Genomic DNA, 17,358 nt, shown 5'->3' on the forward strand with positions numbered 1-17,358 from the left:
CTTTTTTCAATCTTCTACCACCTTGCCTTTAAGGTGCTGGTCCAAAAAGCGCAGGTAGGCCTCGGAGGCCGCCACCCTGTTGGCCTTCTTGGTAAAGCCGTGGCCCTCGTCAGGAAATTCCAGGTAGGTCACCGGCACCTTGTTGTCCTGCACCGCCTTGACCAGCTCCTGGCTTTCCACCGGCAGCACCCTGGGGTCGTTGGCCCCTTGCACCACCAGCAACGGCTTGGCGATGGCCTTGGCATGGAACAGGGGCGAGATGCGCCTGAGCCTGTCCATGTCCTCGGCCGGGTCACCCATTTCGGCATAGAGGTAGGCCTTGAAGCTCTCCCACCAAGGGGGGATGGAACCAAGGGTGCGGGGCCAGTTGGTGACCCCGAAGATATCCACCCCCACGTCGAACACCTGGGGGTGGAAGGCCAGGGCCGCCACCGTCAGGTAGCCGCCGTAGCTGCCCCCCATGACGCCGATGCGGTCCTTGTCCACCCAGGGCAGTCCTTGCAGGTAGTCCTTGGCCTTGACCACGTCCAGCAGGTCGTCCTCGCCGTGGCGGCGATCGTCCAGGTGGTAGAAGGGCTTGCCGTAGCCGGACGAGCCCCTGTTGTTCACCGCCAACACCCCGTAGCCCTGGTTGACCAGGTGCTGGATGGTGGCGTTGTAGCCGTGGCGGCTCTGGCCGCCGGGGCCGCCATGGACCCAGACCAGGGTAGGGGCCGGGTAGTCGGCGGAGGCGGCCTTGGGCTTGTACAGCAGGGCCGGTATGGCCAGGCCGTCGAAGCTGGGGTAGCGCACCACCTGGGCACTGACCAGTTGGTGCTGGTCTATGGCCGGGCTGAGGGTGCTGGTCAGGGCCTTGGGGGTCAGGCTGGCCAGGTCCAGGCTATAGAGGTTAGCGGGGCTGGTGTCGCTGGACAGGTAGAACACCAGGGTCTTGTCGTCGGCGCTGAAATTGACCCCGGTGATGTCCCCCGGCGGCAAGGCCGGCAGGGCCAGGGCCTGGCCGCTGTGGCGGTCGATGATGCTGACCTGGGTGCGGGCGTCGGCGTTGATGCCCTGCACCCGGTAGCGCCCTGAGTCCGAGAAATACAAGAAGCTCATGTCCCAGTCGGCACTGGCCACCTTTTCCTGGGTGCCGGTAGCCAGATGATGGGACCAGATCTGCACGAAGTCGCTGTAGGCGTCGGTGCTGAAGTAGAGCATCTTGCCTTCGGGGCCGAAGGTCAGGGCGTTGTAGTTGGCCGTCTCCCCCGGCAGGTCGCCGATCAGGGCCGGGGTCTTGTCCAGGGATTCCAGATCCACCAGGTAGAGGTCGGCGTCGGCGTTGTTGTTGACCTTGCTCAGGGCCAGAAAGCGGCCGTCCCGGCTGATGGCGCCGACGCTGAAGGCGCCGTCGTTGTTGAACAGCCGCTGGCGCTGGTAGCTGCTGGCGTCGTAGCGGTACAGGTCCATCAGCTTGGGGTCCCGCTCGTTGGTCAGCACATAGAAGGCGCTGCCGTCTTCCTTGAAGGCCAGGAACTGGGCCCTGGCCTTGGGGTCTGGCACCAGATCGTGCTCGCCGACGTCGTCGGACACGAACAGGTGGTAGATCTCGTTGCCGCCGCTGTCACGGGTAAAGAGGAAACGCTCGTCCTTGGGGAACCAGCGCACCGCGAAGGTAGAGTCCCCGCTAGCCTGGGTCAGGGGCTTGGGGTCGCCGCCGGCAACGGCAATGGCGTAGACATTGAAAATGCCGCTTTGGTCGCTGCTCACCAGCACCGACTGGCCGTCATAAGACAGGGAGGAGCCACTGACGCTTTGGGTGTCGTAGAAGGTCTTGGCGTCATAACGGGGCAGCTGCACCTGGGGAGGCTTGCTGTCGCAACCGCTCAGCAGCAGGGCCAGCAACAGGGGCAGGCTTAGGTGGCGCATCAGGGAGTCTCCATGGCAAAAAAGGCGGCCCCTGAAAGTTGGTTGAACGCTAACAAGTTGTCAAGGCTGGAAAAAATCGCCGCTGGCGATAAGCATCGTGGCCTCAACCGGCCTTTGGTAGCGGTAGAGGCAGGCGGCCAGGGGCCGCCCCCTGAGCCAGGCCAGCACCCCTTGGGGCCGGTATTCCCAGGGCTCGGCGAAGCCGGGGCCGCACTCTTCGTAGGCATCCAGGGCGGCGCGCAGGGTTGGCGGCACCAGGTAGAGATCCCCTGTGACCCAGCCATCCCCCGGCACCCAGCCCGGGTAGTGGTCTACCCGGTATAACAGGCCCCGGCAAAGGCCCTGGCCCAGGTAATGGCCCTGGCTGGCCAGGCGCCGGGCCAGGGGCGTACCGGCACCCCGGCGCAGGGTGCCGTAGACGAACAGCGGCAGCTCAGCGAACGGTGCTGCTGACATCCAGGCAGTCGGCCAGTACCAGGCGCAGCTGGTCACCCTTGGCCAGTTTACCCACTCCCTTGGGGGTGCCGGTCAGTACCAGATCCCCGGGTTCCAGGGTAAAGACCTGGCTGATATGGGCCAGCAGGGCGGCGATGGGGGTGATCATCTCGGCGCTGTTGCCGTCCTGGCGCAGGGCGCCGTTCTGGTAGAGCTGAAAGCGAATGGCCCCCAAGCCCTGGCCCAGCTCGCCAGCCGGTACCAGGTCGCTGATGGGGCAGCTGCCGTCAAAGGCCTTGGCCAGCTCCCAGGGGTGGCCCTTTTCCTTGAGCTCGCTTTGCAGGCCGCGCAACGTCAGATCCAGGGCCAGGCCGAAACCGGCGATGGCGTCTTGGGCCTGGGCCTGGCCGGCAGCGGTCAGGGGCTTGCCGATCAGCACCGCCAGCTCGCACTCGTAGTGCACCTCGCCCCGGCTCTCGTCCAGGTCAAAGGCTTCGGCCACCGGCACCAGGGCGGTGGCCGGTTTCATAAAGAGCAAAGGCTGCTCGGGCACGGCATTGCCCAGTTCCTTGGCGTGTTCGGCATAGTTTCGGCCGACACAGACCACTTTGCCCCTGGGCCAGGCCAGGGGTTCACCGGATGTCCACTGCAACTGCATTTGGGGCTCCTCCCGTTGATGGAAGCTTGGTTGTACCAAGCTGGCGGGCCCTTCACAAGGGATGCTGCGACCAAGGCTGAACCCGGCCTGACGGGCGTCTTGCAGGCCGGGAAGGCCTTACCCCCTGGCCTGAAAAAGTTACAGGTTCAAAAGCCTGATGGCGCCCACAAAATCAACATAACCAATTGTTTTAAAAGTAACTTAAAGGGTTGGCACAGTACTGGCAGTAACCTGGGTGACAGTGATTGTTATCCCAAGGAGGAGTTTATGCGTTTCAACAAAACCATCATCACCGCCCTGACCCTTACTACCCTGGCGGCCGCACCGGCCATGGCCAAAGACTGGAAAGGCGATGCCAAGGACGCCTGGCTCGACGGCAAGTTGGAAACGGCACTGATGCTCAACACCGAGCTTAACAACTTCACCATAGACACCGATGTGGCGGCCGGTGTGGCCACCCTGAGCGGTACCGTCAGTTCCGACGTGGAGAAGGACCTGGCCGGCGAGATCGCCAAAAACGTGGACGGGGTGACCAAGGTCAACAACAAGCTCACCGTCAAGCAAGGCTATAAGGGCCAGGGCAGCGAGACTGCCAAGAATTTCTCCCGCGCCTGGCATGACGCCACCATCACCGCCGGCCTGAATATGGAGTTTGCCGCCAGCAGCGAGCTGAGCGCCATGGACATAGACGTGGATACCGACAATGGCGTGGTGACCCTCAGCGGCACCGTCAAGAACGATGCGGCACGGGACCTGGCCGTGGAAATGGCCAAGGGCTATGACAAGGTCAACGATGTTGAAGACAAGCTGAGCGTCGCCGAGTAAGGAGGACCAGCATGTTCGCTACCCCTGACGCGAGATTGGTGCAGGATCTGCTCAGCCTCTGTCGGGACGGCCGCCTCTTCTACCAGGAGGCGGCCAGGGCAGTGGATGACAGCGAACTTCAGTCCCTGTTTCGCGAGATGGCCGCCGTACGGGCCCAGGTGGCAAAGGCATTGAGCCTGAAAGTGGTGGCTGGCACCCAGGCCCCACCGGGAAACCAGGCGGCCCGGATGCAGGCCCTGTACCTCAGGTTGGCAAGCCACTTGGGTCAGGACCGGGACTTTCGCTACGTCGCCCAGTTGGAAGAGGCCGAAGACAGTGTCCTCGCCCGCCTGAGGGACGGAGTCCAGGCCCTGCACAGCAAACCCCTGGCCCAGGACCTGGCCGACTGCCTGGCCGACATCCAGCTCACCCACGACAGGATGAAAGCCATCAAGGACGGCCTGCTGGCCCCCAAGCACTGACCCAAGACGCAGCCCCATGGCTGCGTCTTTTTTGTCGCCAAACTGAACCTGGCCCCTCAGCCCTGGCCCATGGCCCCCTGGTTAACCCGGGGATCAGCCAGCCTCTGCTGTACTCAAGGCACCCACACGGAAGAGGAGAGGACCATGGCTCGCCTGCACCTGGTGACCGACGATCTGGATCTGGCCCAACAGTTGGCCAAGCCCCTGCACAGCGCCGGCTTCATCTTCAGCCAAAGCGCCAGCCTGACCGAACCTTTCGACGCCGACCTGGTGGTCTATGCCCCTGGCCGCTTCGACGCCGCCCAGTACAACGCCTTTCGCGACCATCCCCTTGCTTCCCAGGCCGACTGGTTACTGGTCAGCGACGGCCAGCCCAACCCTTGGCTGGACAAGCTGATGCGCCACGGCGCCGCCTACCACTTTCGCAAGCCCCTGGACCTGGATCACCTGGCCGAAGTACTGGCCGATTTTCGCCAGGAGCTGGCCCAGCCTCCCCAAAGGGGCCAGGCTGCCCCTTTGGCCTCCAACCTGGATCAGTACGGCTTGCTGCTGGGCTCGTCCAAACCCATGCGCCGCCTCTACAGGCTGATCCGCCGGGTCAGCCAAACCGACGCCAATGTGCTGCTGGTGGGCGAAAGCGGCAGCGGCAAGGAATTGGCCGCCCGCACCATACATCAGCAGAGCCAACGCGCCACCGAACCCTTCGTGGCCGTCAACTGTGCCGCCCTGTCGGCAGAACTGGTGGAAAGCGAACTGTTCGGTCACGTCAAAGGAGCCTTTACCGGCGCTATCCAGGACCATGTGGGTTTCTTCGAGAAAGGTGCCAGGGGCACCCTGTTCCTGGACGAAGTGACGGAGATGCCCCTGGCCCTGCAGAGCAAACTGCTGCGGGTGCTGGAGAGCGGCGAGTTCCGCCGGGTGGGCAGCGACAAGGTGCAGTACACCCAGGTCAGGGTCGTCGCCGCCAGCAACCGCCAGCCGGACGACGCCATAGAGGCGGGGTTCCTGCGCGAGGATCTGTATTTTCGCCTGGCCCATTTTCCGATCCTGCTGCCCCCCTTGCGGGACAGGGGCCAGGACATCCTGGAGCTGGCCCAGCATTTCCTGGCCTACCGCAACGTCGCCACCGACAGCGCCAAGCACTTTACCCAGGAGGCCCTGGACGCCATCGCTGCCTACCATTGGCCGGGCAATGTGCGGGAACTCAAGCATTGTGTGGAAAGGGCCCATATTCTGGCCATCAGCGACATTGGCCTTGGGGAACTGCCGGCCTTGGTGGACCCAGAGCCCAGCCCCGACACCATAGGCCCGGGCACGTCCTTGCGGGATGCCGAGCGGGTGTTGATTATGGCCACCCTGGACGCCTGCCAGCAGAACAAGACCCAGGCCGCAGAGCAGCTGGGGGTCAGTGTCAAAACCCTCTACAACAAGTTGGAAAAATACCGGGAAGGGGACTGGCAGGAGCCCTAGGGGAGACCGGCAAACTTCCTCCCCTTGGCTGTTTTACTTGAAGGTCAGCTCCCGCATCCGGTACTGGCCGGTGATGGTGCGGACCTCGGGGTAGCTCTTGGCGATCTCCAAAGACATCTTCTCTCTTTCCTTGCCCCACTTCTCCATAAAGGCCATGTGCTTGGCCTTGTTGGGCTCAAGGTCGGCGCCTTTGGCGTAGTAGGTCACCAGGGCCAGGTTGAAGCTGCCGCTTTGGGGCAGTTCGCTGGCGAAGACCTTGTAGTCCTTGATGTAGCCCATTTCCTTGGCCAGGCGGTTACCGGCCATCCAGGTCTTGGACAGACCGTCCAGGTAGACGTCCAGCATGTTGGGGTCCACCTTGACGGTGGTCACCTCCATCACCATCTCACTGGGCTCATAGTCCTGGTATATCTCCACCTCGGCCCTGGCCAGCAGGCTGGCACCGGCGGTGAGGCTGAGCAGTAACAGTAGCTTGGGTAGTTTCATGGGGGTCTCCAGGCAGGCGAGTCAGGCCTCCACCAGTATAGTGACGCCGATCACATTCTGCCGGACCCGCCAAGTCTGTCCCGGCCTGCACTTTTTTCAAAGAAGGCTGTGCTTTTTGCCGGCCGAACAGCCACCAACCCCTCATGCACCCATATATATCAATAAGTTAAAAACTGGCACCGGCTTTGAAAGACCCTAACTGAACCCACAGCCATTCTTGGAGGAAGCATGTTAGGTTGGGCTCTGATTTTCCTGATTGTCGCCCTGATCGCCGCCGCCTTGGGCTTCGGTGGTATCGCCGGCGCCGCCGCCGGTATCGCCAAGATCCTCTTCTTCGTGTTCCTGGCCCTGCTGGTGATCTCCCTGCTAAGCCATCTGCTGCGCGGCCGCAGTTCCAAGCTCTGACCCTGGCCAGGGGCGCCACGGCGCCTCTGGCGACGGCACCGGCCCCTGTGGCATGCTGGAGCGCCCCGGTTTTCAGGCCCTGCCCATGGACATTTTCATCGCCGTATTGTTCTTCGCCTTTTCCACCACCATCACCCCTGGCCCCAATAACGTGATGATCATGTCGTCCGGCATGAATTACGGGGTCAAGGCCAGCCTGGGGCACCTGTGCGGTATCTGCCTGGGTTTTCCAGTGATGGTGCTGCTGGTGGGCCTGGGCTTTGGGGTGGTGTTCGAGCATTTCCCACACCTGCACCAGCTGATCAAGCTGCTGGGAACCGCCTACCTGCTGTGGCTGGCCTGGAAGATAGCCAGCCAGACCCCCAAGGCGATCCAGGCCGGCCACGCCAAGCCCCTTAACTTCTGGCAGGGTGCCGCCTTTCAGTGGGTAAACGGCAAGGCCTGGGTGATGGCGTCCGGTGCCATCGCCGCCTTTACCTCGACCCAGGGCGCCATGCTCTGGCAGGTACTGGCCATCAGCCTGGCCTTCTTGCTGGTGGCCTTTCCCTGTGTCGGCCTCTGGCTGGTGGGGGGCGCCGGGCTACGCCGGGTGCTGACCCGGGCCAAGGCCCAGCGGGCCTTCAATATCGCCATGGGGCTGCTGCTGGCCCTGTCGGTGCTGCCGGTGCTGGTGGAGCTGTGGCAGTACTACCTGAGCTAACAAAAAAGGCCGGCAATGCCGGCCTTTTTGATGCCTTAACCCAGGCGCCCTTCGGCAAGGGCAATCACGAAGGCAAAGTCCCTGGCCGTTTCCTGGTACTGGCGGTAGCGGCCGGACAGGCCGCCGTGGCCTACCTCCAGCTCGGTTTCCAGCAGCAGCAGGTGCTGGTCGGTTTTCAGGTCCCTGAGCCTGGCCACCCACTTGGCCGGTTCCCAATAGGCCACCTGGGTGTCGTGCAGGCCGCTGCGCACATAGATATGGGGGTAGGCCTGGGCCCGCACGTTGTCGTAGGGGCTGTAGGACAGCATCAGGAAATAGTCTGAGGCGTTGTTGGGGTTGCCCCACTCGTCGTATTCCCCCGTGGTCAGGGGCAGGCCGTCGTCGAGCATGGTGGTGACCACATCCACGAAGGGCACCCCCACCAGGGCGCCTTTATAGAGGCCGGGGGCCTCGTTGAGTACCGCCCCCATCAGCAGGCCGCCGGCGCTGCGCCCTTCGCAGAACAGCTGGTCCGCCGCCCCCCAACCCTTGGCCACCAGGGCCTTGGTGACGTCGATAAAGTCGTGGAAGCTGTGCCATTTATGCTGGCGCCGGCCCGCTTCGTACCAGGCCCGGCCCTTTTCCTGGCCGCCACGGATATGGGCTACTGCCAGCACAAAGCCCCGGTCCAGCAGACTGAAACGGGCCTGGGAAAAGCCCGGGTCCAGGCTGATGCCGTAGGCGCCGTAGCCGTCGATAAGCAGCGGGTTCTGGCCCTGGCGAAAACTGTCCTGGCGCCACATCAGGGTGACCGGCACCTGGGCGCCGTCCCGGGCTGCCACCTCGATCCGCTGGCAGCGGTACTGGCTGAGGTCGCAATTGGGCACCGGCTTGGTCTTGAGCAGGGTTTTGCTCAGATCCGCCTCGATGCGGTAAAGACTGGGGGGCTGCACCGGGCTTTGAAAGCCCACCACCAGTTCGCCGGTGTCGTCACTGTGGCCAAGCCAAACGTCATGGACCGCGCCCTCCCAGGGCAGCAAGGCGTCGTGCTGGTCCCAGAGGATGCGGATCCGCGCCTGGCCCTGGTACCGCTCGGTCAGGGCCAGGGCCCCGTCCAGCAGGTCAAAGTCTTCCAGCAGTACCTCGGGGTCGTGGCCCTGGCGCTCGGTCATGGCGTCGGCGCCGCTGCCGGTCAGCAGCTTGAAGTTGGGGGCCTGTTCGTTGCTCAGCACCACGAAGCGGTCATGGAGGCGGTCGAGCTGGTATTCGATACCCTCCCGGCGCGGCCAGAAGGGCCTGGGGACTGGGTCGCTGCCGTCCAGGGGCAGCATCAGCACCTCTGAGGTGAGGGTGGCGGCGGCGCTCAGCATCAGGTATTGGCGGTCCCGGCTTTCCCCCAGGCCCAGCCAGAAGCTGTTGTCCGCTTCTTCGTAGAGGACCTCTGGTTCCTGGCCCAGCACCTGGCGGTTCAGGCGATAAGGCAGCAGGCTGTCGTCCAGGGTCAGGTAGTAGAGGCTGTTGCTGTCGGCGCCCCAGACCAGCTCGCCGCTGATCTGCGGGAAGGCCTCGGCCCTGGGCTGGCCGCTGGCCAGGTCCACTAGGTGTACGCTGTAGCTGCGGTCGCCATTATGGTCGGTGCTGTAGGCCAGCCAGCGCCCGTCCGGGCTGAGGGCCATGTCCCCCAAGGCAAAATAGTTGGCGTCGCCGGCCAGCTGGTTGCCGTCCAGCAGCAGCTGCCAGGGGGCCTCTTCGCTGCGCCGCCCCTCCACCAGGGCATATTCCTGGCCGTCCAGGGTGCGCTCGCGCAGCTGCCAGACATGGTCCCACCAGGGCAGGCTCTGATCTTCAGGGGCGATGCGGGCGCGCATTTCACCGTACAACTGGGCCTCGAGGTCGGCATTGGCCTTCAGCACGGCGGCGCTATGGTCGTTTTCCGCCTGGAGGTGGGCCAAAACGTCGGGGTCTGCCCGCTCGTCGTCCCGCAGCCAATGGTAGGGATCCGGGCGCTGGTGGCTATGCATCAGGTGGACATGGGGTTTTTGGGCGGCGCGGGGCGCTGTCATGCTCTGTTTGACCTCAATGGCAGTCAATGGACGGCAAAGGCCCATTGTCCCGCAATTTAGCCTGGCGACCAACAGCACGCGACATTGGTTTTCATCCCCTTATCCCGGGTATCATTACATGCTTGGGAACACGATAGGACACAAGGATGCGCAAGCTCTTAGGTTACTTCTTTGGCTCGCCCAGTTGGCAGGCCCCACCCTGGTTGCGTTGGTTCAAGGCCAACCCCGCCAAAGGCATTGCCCTCTACTTCGGCCTCTTGGTGCTGGGCGCCCTGGCCTGGGGTGGCTGGGTCTATTACCAGAACCTGCCCCAGCCACGCACCGTCGGTTATTCGGTCAAGGCTCCGGCCCTGACCGACTACAGCCAGGACAAGCCCCAGGTCAGCCCCCTGCGGGTGACCTTCGCCGAATCGGCGGCGCCCCTGGAACAGATCGGCAAACCGGTCAGCCAAGGGGTCAGCCTGAGCCCGGCCATTGCCGGCCAATGGCGCTGGGCCAGCGACAAGCACCTGGAGTTCACCCCGGACGGTGACTGGCCGGTGGACAAGGCCTACACCCTGACCCTGGACAAGGACCAGCTGCTGGCGGACAAGGTGCTGTTAAAGACCTACGAGAAAGCCTTCCGCACTGCTCCCTTCACCGCCAAGATCAGCGCCGGCCGCCTCTACCAGGACCCCACCCAGCCCAGTATCCAAAAGCTGGTGGCGACCCTGGATTTCAGCCACCCGGTAGACACCGCTTCGGTCAAAGCCAAGCTGACCGTGGTACTGAGCCCTGGCCTGACCTACAGCCAGCCCGGCGACATGGAGCTGACCTTCGACGACAAGCGCCTGCACGCCTATGTGCATTCCGCGCCCCTGGCCACGCCCCTGGAGTCCAGCACCGTCACCCTGGAACAGTCCAAGGACATCAAGGCCGCCGCCGGCGGTAACGGCGCCGAGCCCGGCCATTGGCAAGTGGGCGTGCCCGGCCGCTACCAGCTCAGCTTCGACCCGGCCCAAATCAGCTTTGCCTACAACGACAAGGACGAGCCCGAGCCGGTGCTGACCATGGAAAGCTCCCGGCCGGTAAGCGACGAGGCCCTGACCGGCAAGGTCCAGGCCTGGCTGCTGCCCGTCAAGAATCCCAAGGGCAACCGCTCCTGGTACAGCGAAAACGTCACCGAGTCGGTGCTGAACAGGGCCAGCCCGGTCACCCTGACCCAGATCCCCGGGGCCGAAGGCCTCAACCAGCTGCACAGCTTCAAATTCCAGGTGCCCACCGGCCGCTATCTGGCGGTGAAGGTGGCCAAGCACGTGGAAGGCCAGGGGGGCTACCTGTCCCGTGACCCGGTGTTCTCTGTGCTGCGCATGCCCGACTACCCCAAGACCCTGAAATTCCTGGGTGACGGCGCCCTGCTGACCCTCAACGATGACCAGCGCCTGGGCTACATGGTCCGTGGCGTCAAGGACGTGCAGATCGAAGTGGCCCAGTTGCTGCCGGACCAGCTGCACCAGTTGGTGGACCAAAGCTCCGGCACCTTCGCCAAGCCCAATCTGGACAACACCGCCTTCGACCGGCTGGTGACCCGTACCCAGATCAAGCAACGCTTCCTGATCCGCAACCCCGCCGAGACCCTCTACGGCAAGGTGGACCTCAAGCCCTTCTTCAAAGACAAGCGCGGTATCTTCGTTGTGAAGCTGACCCCGGCCGAAGAACGGGACAGCAGCACCTTCGACTACTACCAAGAAGACGCCCATGACCTGCGCTTCGTGGTGGTGACCGACCTTGGCATCCTGGCCAAGCGCAGCCGCGACGGTAGCCAGGACCTGTTCGTCCAGTCCCTGGACAAGGGCACCCCGGTGGAAGGGGCCAAGGTGTCCGTCATCGGCCGTAACGGCCTGGCAGTTGCCCAAGGCACCACCGACTGGCGCGGCCATGCCCGCTTCGACAAGCTCGGCGACCTGCGCCGGGAAAAGGTGCCGCTGTTCTTCCAGGTGGAAAAAGGCGGTGACCTGTCCTTCCTGCCCCTGGGTGACTGGCGCCACCGTCTCGACCTGTCCCGTTTCGATACCGGCGGCAGCTACGAGAGCGACGACCCCTCGGCCCTCAGTGCCTACCTCTTTACCGACCGTGGCCTCTACCGCCCCGGCGAAACCGCCCATATCGCCACCCTGGTCCGCGGCCAGGACTGGCGCACCAGCCTCAACGGCCTGCCGGTCAAGCTGGTGGTTACCGACCCCCGTGGGATAAAGGTGCTGGACCGCACCTTCAACCTGGACAGCAGCGGCTTTGACAGCCTGGATTTCACCAGCAGCGAAACCGCCGTCGCCGGTGACTACCTGGCCAGCCTGTCGCTGATCCAAGGCAAGTACCGCCTGACCCGCCTGGGGGACGTTACCTTCAAGGTGCGCGACTTCGAGCCCGACCGCATCAAGGTGCGGGTGGCCCTCAATCAGGATGACCAGCCGGTCAAGGGCTGGCTCAAGCCCGAGCAGGTGCTGGCCCAGGTTCAGGCCGAGCAGCTGTTCGGCGGCCCCGCCGGCGAGCGCCGGGTCACAGGGGAGATGGTGCTGTCACCGACCGACATCAGCTTCAAGGCCTGGCCCGGCTACCGCTTCGGGGTGCTGGGTGAACTCAAGGAGTCCTTCCGTGAGACCCTGGCCGAGACCCAGACCGACGCCGACGGCAAGGCCCAGCTGGATCTGGCCCTGGGCCGCTTCGACCAGAGCACCTTCAAGCTGCACCTGCTGGCCAAGGTCTTTGAAGCCGGTTCCGGCCGGGGCGTCAGCGCCCAGAACCAGGTGCTGGTTTCCAGCGCCGATCTGCTGCTGGGTTACAAGGCCGACGGCGATCTGAGCTTTATCAGCAAGGGTGGCGAGCGCCACCTGCGGCTGCTGGCCGTCGACCAGAACCTGCAAGGCCAGGCCACCAAGATCAAGGTGGAACGCATTGCCAGGCGCTGGGTGTCGGTATTGGTGAAACAGAACGACGGCAGCTACCGCTACGAGTCGCGCCGCAAGGACCAGCTGCTGGACACCAGCACCCTGCCCCTGGCTGGCGACGGCCTGAACATGACCCTGGACACCCGCAACCCCGGTGACTTCAGGCTACGCCTGAGCGACCAGGACGGCCGCCAGCTCAACATGGTGGACTACAGCGTCGCCGGCAGCGGCAACGCCAGCCGCGCCCTGGAGCGCAACGCCGAGCTGCAGCTGACCCTGAACAAGACCGAGTACAAGCCGGGCGAGACCATACAGGTGGCCATCCAGGCCCCCTACAGCGGCGCCGGCCTTATCACCATTGAGCGGGACAAGGTCTACGCCTTCCAGTGGTTCAAGGCCGACAGCACCCGCTCGGTGCAGCAGATCCGCCTGCCCGAAGGGGTGGAAGGCAACGCCTATGTGAACGTGCAGTTCCTGCGGGCCCCGGACTCGGACGAAGTCTTTATGAGTCCCCTGTCCTACGCCGTCAGCCCCTTCAAGGTTGACCTGGGCGAACGCCGCCAGCAGCTGGCCCTGACCCTGCCCGAGCAGATGAAGCCCGGCCAGAGCCTGGATATCGCCCTGGACGTGCCCACCGCCTCCAAGGTGGTGGTGTTCGGGGTTGACGAAGGCATATTGCAGGTAGCCCGCTACCAGGCGCCGGATCCCCTGGGCCACTTCTTTGCCAAGAAGGCCCTGACCGTGGATTCCAGCCAGATCCTCGATCTGCTGCTGCCGGAACTGCGGGTGCTGATGCGCCAGGCCGCCCCCGGCGGTGACGCCGCCGCCCTGCTGGCCGCCAACCTCAACCCCTTCAAGCGCAAGCGAGCCAAGCCGGTAGTGTACTGGTCCGGGATCCAGGCCGTTGAGGCCGGTACCCAGCACTTCCACTACGCAGTGCCAGACACCTTCAACGGCAAGATCCGCTTCTTCGCGGTCAGCGTTACCGACGCCAGCATGGGTACCACCCAGGGTGCGGTGAACGTCAAGGCGCCGGTGGTGATGAGCCCCAACGTGCCCGCTTTCCTGGCCCCTGGTGACCAGGCCGAAGTGACCCTTGGCCTTTACAACACCGAGCCAGACACCCAGGCGGTGACCCTGACGTTGGCCCTGGACGGCGGCCTGACCCTGGCCGAGGGCCAGCAGCAGCAGTTTGAGATTGCCCCCGGCCACGAGGCCATGGCCCGCTTCCAGCTCAAGGCTACCGACCAGTTGGGAGAAAGCCGCCTGCACTGGACCCTGCAGACCCCGCAGGGGGATTTCCAGATGGGCGAGGCCATCTCGGTACGGCCCCTTACCGCCCACCGCCTGACCCTCAACACCGGGGTGCTGGACAAGAGCGAGGCCGAGCTGCCGCTGGACCGCAACCTGTTTGCGCCCTTCAGCGAACGCCAGGCCGGGCTGATGAGCAGCCCCTTGGTGTGGGCCCAGGGCCTGAGCCAGTACCTGGATAACTACCCCCACGCCTGCACCGAGCAGCTGGTGTCCAAGTCGGTACCGGCCCTGTTGCTGGGCGACCCCCAGGAAGACCACTTGGCCTTCGACCAACTGATCGCCCAGCTGCGCAGCCGCCAGAACAGCGAAGGGGGCTTTGGCCTCTGGGCTGCCAACCCGGTAGTGGAGCCCATGGTGGCCCTGTACGTGGTGGACATGCTGCTGGACGCCAAGGAGCGCGGTTATGCCGTACCCCAGGACATGCTGGACAAGGCCAACAGCTACCTGTCGGAACTGAGCAGCGGCCCCAGCAACGGCCTGGATGAGCTGCGCGAGCGGGCCTACGGCGCCTACCTGCTGGCCCGCCAGGGCGTGCAGGTCAGCGGTGCCCTGGCGGACATCCGCGAGCGCCTGCAGCGCTACTATCCCAAGGACTGGCAGAGTGATATGGCCAGCGCCTGGCTGGCCGCCAGCTTCACCCTGATGCAGCAGCAACAGCTGGCCGCGCCGCTGTGGCAGGCTCAGCCCTGGCAGCTGACCCAGGACCAGCCCAAGCGCCTTGGCCTCTACCTGGACCCCATGGTCCACGACGCCCAGCTGCTGACCCTGATCGCCCGCCACGCCCCAGAGCGCCTGGCCGACCTGCCAGACGACCTGCTGGTACGTATGGGTAACTGGCTGTCGGCCCAGCACTACAGCTCCCTGTCCGCCGGTACCCTGGTCAGGGCCTTGGCCGCCTATGGCGACACCAACCAAAGCGGCGAGCTGCAACTGAGCGCCCAGGTAGCCGGTGCCTGGCTGGCCCAAAGCCTGCCCCAGGCCGATCTGCCCATGGCCGCCAGCAGCGTCAAGGTGCACAAGGGCGGTGACGGCGACGCCTTCTACATGGTCAGCCAGAGCGGCTTCGATCGCAGCCCCGGCCAGCCCTTTAGCCAGGGCCTGGAAGTGAGCCGCGACTACCTCAGCCTGGACGGCAAGCCCCTGGCCAAGGCCAAGGTGGGTGACGAGTTCCTGGTCAGGCTGCGGCTGCGGGCCACCGACCTGGACCGCCTGGAACAGGTGGTGCTGATCGACCTGCTGCCGGGCGGCCTGGAGCCGGTGTACCGCGACGGCGGCGACGACTTCGACGGTTGGCAGCCCCCCATCGGCGTCGGTGAGATGAGCGATTGGTCGCCCCAGTGGCTGAACGTGCGGGAAGACCGGGTAGTGTTCTACGGCACCGCCCGCCGCGACGCCCGCACCTTCGTCTATAAGGTCAGGGCTACCAACGCCGGCCAGTTCCAAGTGCCCCCCGCCTACGCCCAGGGTCTGTACGACCCCCTGGAGCAGGCCCAAGGCCAAGTCGGTGAACTGGTGATAGCGGCGCCATGAGGCGCCGCACAAAAGCCCTGTTAGCCCTGGCAGCCTTGCTGCTGGGGCCCAGGCTCTGGCCGGCCGACCCCTTGGCCGGCCAGGCCCCCACTTCCCGGGCGGTACTGGCTGCCGACGGCAGCCTGCTACGCCTCACCCTGACCCAGGACGGCCAATACCGGCTCTGGCAACCCCTGGAGCAAATAGCCCCAGCCATGGTCCAGGCCATGCAGCTCAAGGAAGACCGCTACTTCTACTTCCACCCCGGTATCAACCCCGTGGCCCTGGTGCGGGCCGTGCTGGCCACTTATGTGGGCGGCGACCGCCAGGGGGCCTCGACCCTGACCATGCAGCTGGCCCGGCGCCTTTACGGCATCAACAGCCGCCAAGTACCGGGCAAGCTCAAGCAGATCCTGGCCGCCTTCTGGCTGGAACTGCGCTACAGCAAGCACGACCTGCTGGAGGCCTACCTCAACCTGGCGCCCATGGGCGGCAATATCGAAGGGGTAGGGGCCGCCAGCCAGATTTATTTCCACAAGGACGCCAGCGAACTGTCCCTGAGCGAGTCCTTGAGCCTGGCGGTAATGCCCCAGAGCCCGGCGCGCCGCGCCCGCTTTCGGGCCGACTTCCAGGATGCCCGGGACCGCCTGGCCCTGCTCTGGCAGCAAAGCTACCCGGACGACCCCCGCAGCCAGGGCCTGCTGGCCCTGACCGCCCTCGGCCACGACCGCAGCGACCTGCCGTTCGAGGCCCCCCATTTCAGCCGCCGCCTGCTTAGGGAGGACGGCGCCACCCTGATCCACAGCACCCTGGACCCCAAGCTCCAGTCCCTGCTGGAGCGCCGCCTCGGCCAGTACATCGACAGCAAGCGCCACCTGGGTATCCAAAATGCCTCGGCGCTGCTGATCGACAGCCGCACCCAGGCCATCAAGGCCTGGGTCGGTTCGGCCAGCTTCTTTGACGCCGACATCCAAGGCCAGGTGGACGGGGTGCTGGCCCGGCGCTCCCCCGGCTCCACCCTCAAACCCTTCCTCTATGGCCTGGGCCTGGACCAGGGGGTGATTCACCCCTTGAGCATCCTCAAGGACGCTCCCACCGCCTTTGGCAGCTTCGAGCCGGAGAACTTCGACCACCGCTTTACCGGCCCCATCAGCGCCCACAACGCCCTGATCAAGAGCCGTAACCTGCCGGCGGTGTGGCTGGCCGGCCAGGTCAGCCGTCCCAACCTTTACGGCTTTTTGCGCCAGGCCGGTATCAAGGGGCTGAGGGGGGAGAGCCATTACGGCCTGGCCCTGGCCTTGGGGGGCGGCGAGCTGACCATGAAGGAGCTGGGCCGCCTCTACCTGATGCTGGCAAGCGAGGGCCGCTATTACCCGCTTAGGGACAGGGAGTCCCAGCCCATCAGCCCGGTTAGCCAATCCCTGCTCAGCCCCGCCGCCAGCTTCTTGGTGTGGGACATGCTCAAGGACAATCCCAGGGCCGACGGCCTGCCCAAGACCGGCTGGTCGGTAGCCTGGAAAACCGGGACCTCCTGGGGCTTTCACGATGCCTGGAGCGCCGGTATCACCGGCCCCTATGTGCTGGTGGTCTGGGTGGGCAACTTCGACGCCACCCCCAACCCGGCCTTTGTAGGGGTGGAAACCGCCGGGCCGCTGTTCTTCGCCATCAGCGACGCCTTGCAGGGCAGCCTGCCGGGCACCGCCGACCTGGCCCCAAAGGCCCCCGCTACCGTCAAGCAGGTGAAGATCTGCGCCGCCTCCGGGGACCTCCCCAACCCCTGGTGCCCCAAGGTGGTGGACGGCTGGTTTATTCCCGGGGTGTCCCCCATCAAGGTGTCCAGCCTGCACCGGCCGGTGTGGGTGGACAACCGGAGCGGCGCCGCCGTCTGCCCCCCTTACGACCCCAGCACCCAGCACCAGGAAGTGTTCGCCTTCTGGCCGTCGGACATGGCGGCCCTGTTCGAGCAGGCCGGCCTGCCCGGGCGCCAGCCGCCGGCGCCACCGGCCGCCTGCCAGACCCAAGGCGCCGCCAGCCGCGCCGAGCCGCTGATCCGCTCGCCCTTGAAGAACGTCACCTACAGCCTGCGTACCAGCCGGCCAAGCGAGCACATCGCCCTGCGGGCCGACGCCGCCTCCGACGCCAGCCGTCTTTACTGGTTTGCCGGCCGCCGCTTCCTGGGCCAGGTGGCGCCTGGCCAGGCCCTGGAGTGGCGGGGGGGGGC

Annotated in this window: 12 protein-coding genes; 7 read left to right on the forward strand and 5 right to left on the reverse strand. The window is 65.1% G+C overall.

Going from position 1 to position 17,358, the window contains the following annotated elements; genetic code table 11:
• Positions 1-6 precede the first annotated feature (6 nt).
• From B3C1_RS10740 to B3C1_RS10750, 3 genes are read right to left on the reverse strand one after another with little or no spacing between them, the layout of a single operon-like run.
• Positions 7-1,908, reverse strand: coding sequence for a S9 family peptidase (locus B3C1_RS10740; RefSeq protein ID WP_008484786.1), 1,902 nt, complete (start codon positions 1,906-1,908; stop codon positions 7-9).
• Positions 1,909-1,968: 60 nt separating this feature from the next.
• Positions 1,969-2,364 (reverse strand): gamma-glutamylcyclotransferase family protein, encoded by a 396-nt coding sequence (locus B3C1_RS10745; RefSeq protein ID WP_008484787.1) that lies wholly within the window; start codon positions 2,362-2,364, stop codon positions 1,969-1,971.
• Complete coding sequence (locus B3C1_RS10750; protein WP_008484790.1) at positions 2,342-3,001, reverse strand: fumarylacetoacetate hydrolase family protein; 660 nt, start codon at positions 2,999-3,001, stop codon at positions 2,342-2,344. Before B3C1_RS10750 ends, B3C1_RS10745 begins: the two co-directional genes overlap by 23 nt.
• Before the next feature lie 267 nt (positions 3,002-3,268).
• Between B3C1_RS10750 and B3C1_RS10755 the strand changes: the two genes are divergently transcribed.
• From B3C1_RS10755 to B3C1_RS10765, 3 genes are all read left to right on the forward strand, one after another.
• Positions 3,269-3,826: a BON domain-containing protein gene (locus B3C1_RS10755; protein WP_035481880.1), complete on the forward strand. Its 558-nt coding sequence runs from the start codon at positions 3,269-3,271 to the stop codon at positions 3,824-3,826.
• Between the two features lie 11 nt (positions 3,827-3,837).
• The gene (locus B3C1_RS10760) at positions 3,838-4,287 is read left to right on the forward strand and encodes a PA2169 family four-helix-bundle protein (protein WP_008484792.1); all 450 of its coding nucleotides are present in this window, start codon (positions 3,838-3,840) and stop codon (positions 4,285-4,287) included.
• Between the two features lie 144 nt (positions 4,288-4,431).
• Positions 4,432-5,757 (forward strand): sigma-54 interaction domain-containing protein, encoded by a 1,326-nt coding sequence (locus B3C1_RS10765; RefSeq protein WP_008484793.1) that lies wholly within the window; start codon positions 4,432-4,434, stop codon positions 5,755-5,757.
• Positions 5,758-5,790: 33 nt separating this feature from the next.
• Here the strand turns inward: B3C1_RS10765 and B3C1_RS10770 are convergent, their stop codons facing one another.
• The gene (locus B3C1_RS10770; protein ID WP_008484794.1) at positions 5,791-6,243 is read right to left on the reverse strand and encodes a hypothetical protein; all 453 of its coding nucleotides are present in this window, start codon (positions 6,241-6,243) and stop codon (positions 5,791-5,793) included.
• 228 nt (positions 6,244-6,471) lie between these two features.
• Here B3C1_RS10770 and B3C1_RS19800 point away from each other — a divergent pair, with 228 nt between their 5' ends.
• Both B3C1_RS19800 and B3C1_RS10780 read left to right on the forward strand, forming a co-directional pair.
• Positions 6,472-6,648 carry a DUF1328 domain-containing protein gene (locus B3C1_RS19800; protein ID WP_008484795.1) on the forward strand — a complete coding sequence of 59 codons (177 nt, stop codon included), beginning with the start codon at positions 6,472-6,474 and terminating at the stop codon, positions 6,646-6,648.
• 52 nt (positions 6,649-6,700) lie between these two features.
• Positions 6,701-7,348, forward strand: a complete 648-nt coding sequence (locus tag B3C1_RS10780) for a LysE family translocator (protein ID WP_008484796.1) — start codon at positions 6,701-6,703, stop codon at positions 7,346-7,348.
• A 35-nt stretch (positions 7,349-7,383) separates the two neighbouring features.
• Here the strand turns inward: B3C1_RS10780 and B3C1_RS10785 are convergent, their stop codons facing one another.
• Positions 7,384-9,390: a S9 family peptidase gene (locus B3C1_RS10785; protein WP_008484798.1), complete on the reverse strand. Its 2,007-nt coding sequence runs from the start codon at positions 9,388-9,390 to the stop codon at positions 7,384-7,386.
• A gap of 146 nt (positions 9,391-9,536) precedes the next feature.
• Here B3C1_RS10785 and B3C1_RS10790 point away from each other — a divergent pair, with 146 nt between their 5' ends.
• Entirely contained in the window at positions 9,537-15,158 is a 5,622-nt protein-coding gene (locus B3C1_RS10790; RefSeq protein ID WP_008484799.1) for an alpha-2-macroglobulin family protein, read from the forward strand.
• Positions 15,155-17,358 (forward strand): penicillin-binding protein 1C (gene pbpC, locus B3C1_RS10795; protein ID WP_008484800.1); only part of this gene is annotated, 2,204 nt, incomplete at its 3' end. The genes B3C1_RS10790 and pbpC, both read left to right, overlap by 4 nt.

Origin of the sequence: Gallaecimonas xiamenensis 3-C-1 (assembly GCF_000299915.1) — a bacterium.
In the GTDB taxonomy this organism is placed as follows: domain Bacteria; phylum Pseudomonadota; class Gammaproteobacteria; order Enterobacterales; family Gallaecimonadaceae; genus Gallaecimonas; species Gallaecimonas xiamenensis.

Bases quoted from the DNA above. Each gene is read 5' to 3' on its own strand.
- B3C1_RS10750 (WP_008484790.1), bottom strand. From the start codon at position 3,001: ATGCAGTTGCAGTGGACATCCGGTGAACCCCTGGCCTGGCCCAGGGGC.
- B3C1_RS10765 (WP_008484793.1), top strand. From the start codon at position 4,432: ATGGCTCGCCTGCACCTGGTGACCGACGATCTGGATCTGGCCCAACAG.
- B3C1_RS10755 (WP_035481880.1), top strand. From the start codon at position 3,269: ATGCGTTTCAACAAAACCATCATCACCGCCCTGACCCTTACTACCCTG.
- B3C1_RS10785 (WP_008484798.1), bottom strand. From the start codon at position 9,390: ATGACAGCGCCCCGCGCCGCCCAAAAACCCCATGTCCACCTGATGCAT.
- B3C1_RS10780 (WP_008484796.1), top strand. From the start codon at position 6,701: ATGCTGGAGCGCCCCGGTTTTCAGGCCCTGCCCATGGACATTTTCATC.
- B3C1_RS19800 (WP_008484795.1), top strand. From the start codon at position 6,472: ATGTTAGGTTGGGCTCTGATTTTCCTGATTGTCGCCCTGATCGCCGCC.
- B3C1_RS10760 (WP_008484792.1), top strand. From the start codon at position 3,838: ATGTTCGCTACCCCTGACGCGAGATTGGTGCAGGATCTGCTCAGCCTC.
- B3C1_RS10740 (WP_008484786.1), bottom strand. From the start codon at position 1,908: ATGCGCCACCTAAGCCTGCCCCTGTTGCTGGCCCTGCTGCTGAGCGGT.
- B3C1_RS10790 (WP_008484799.1), top strand. From the start codon at position 9,537: ATGCGCAAGCTCTTAGGTTACTTCTTTGGCTCGCCCAGTTGGCAGGCC.
- B3C1_RS10745 (WP_008484787.1), bottom strand. From the start codon at position 2,364: ATGTCAGCAGCACCGTTCGCTGAGCTGCCGCTGTTCGTCTACGGCACC.
- B3C1_RS10770 (WP_008484794.1), bottom strand. From the start codon at position 6,243: ATGAAACTACCCAAGCTACTGTTACTGCTCAGCCTCACCGCCGGTGCC.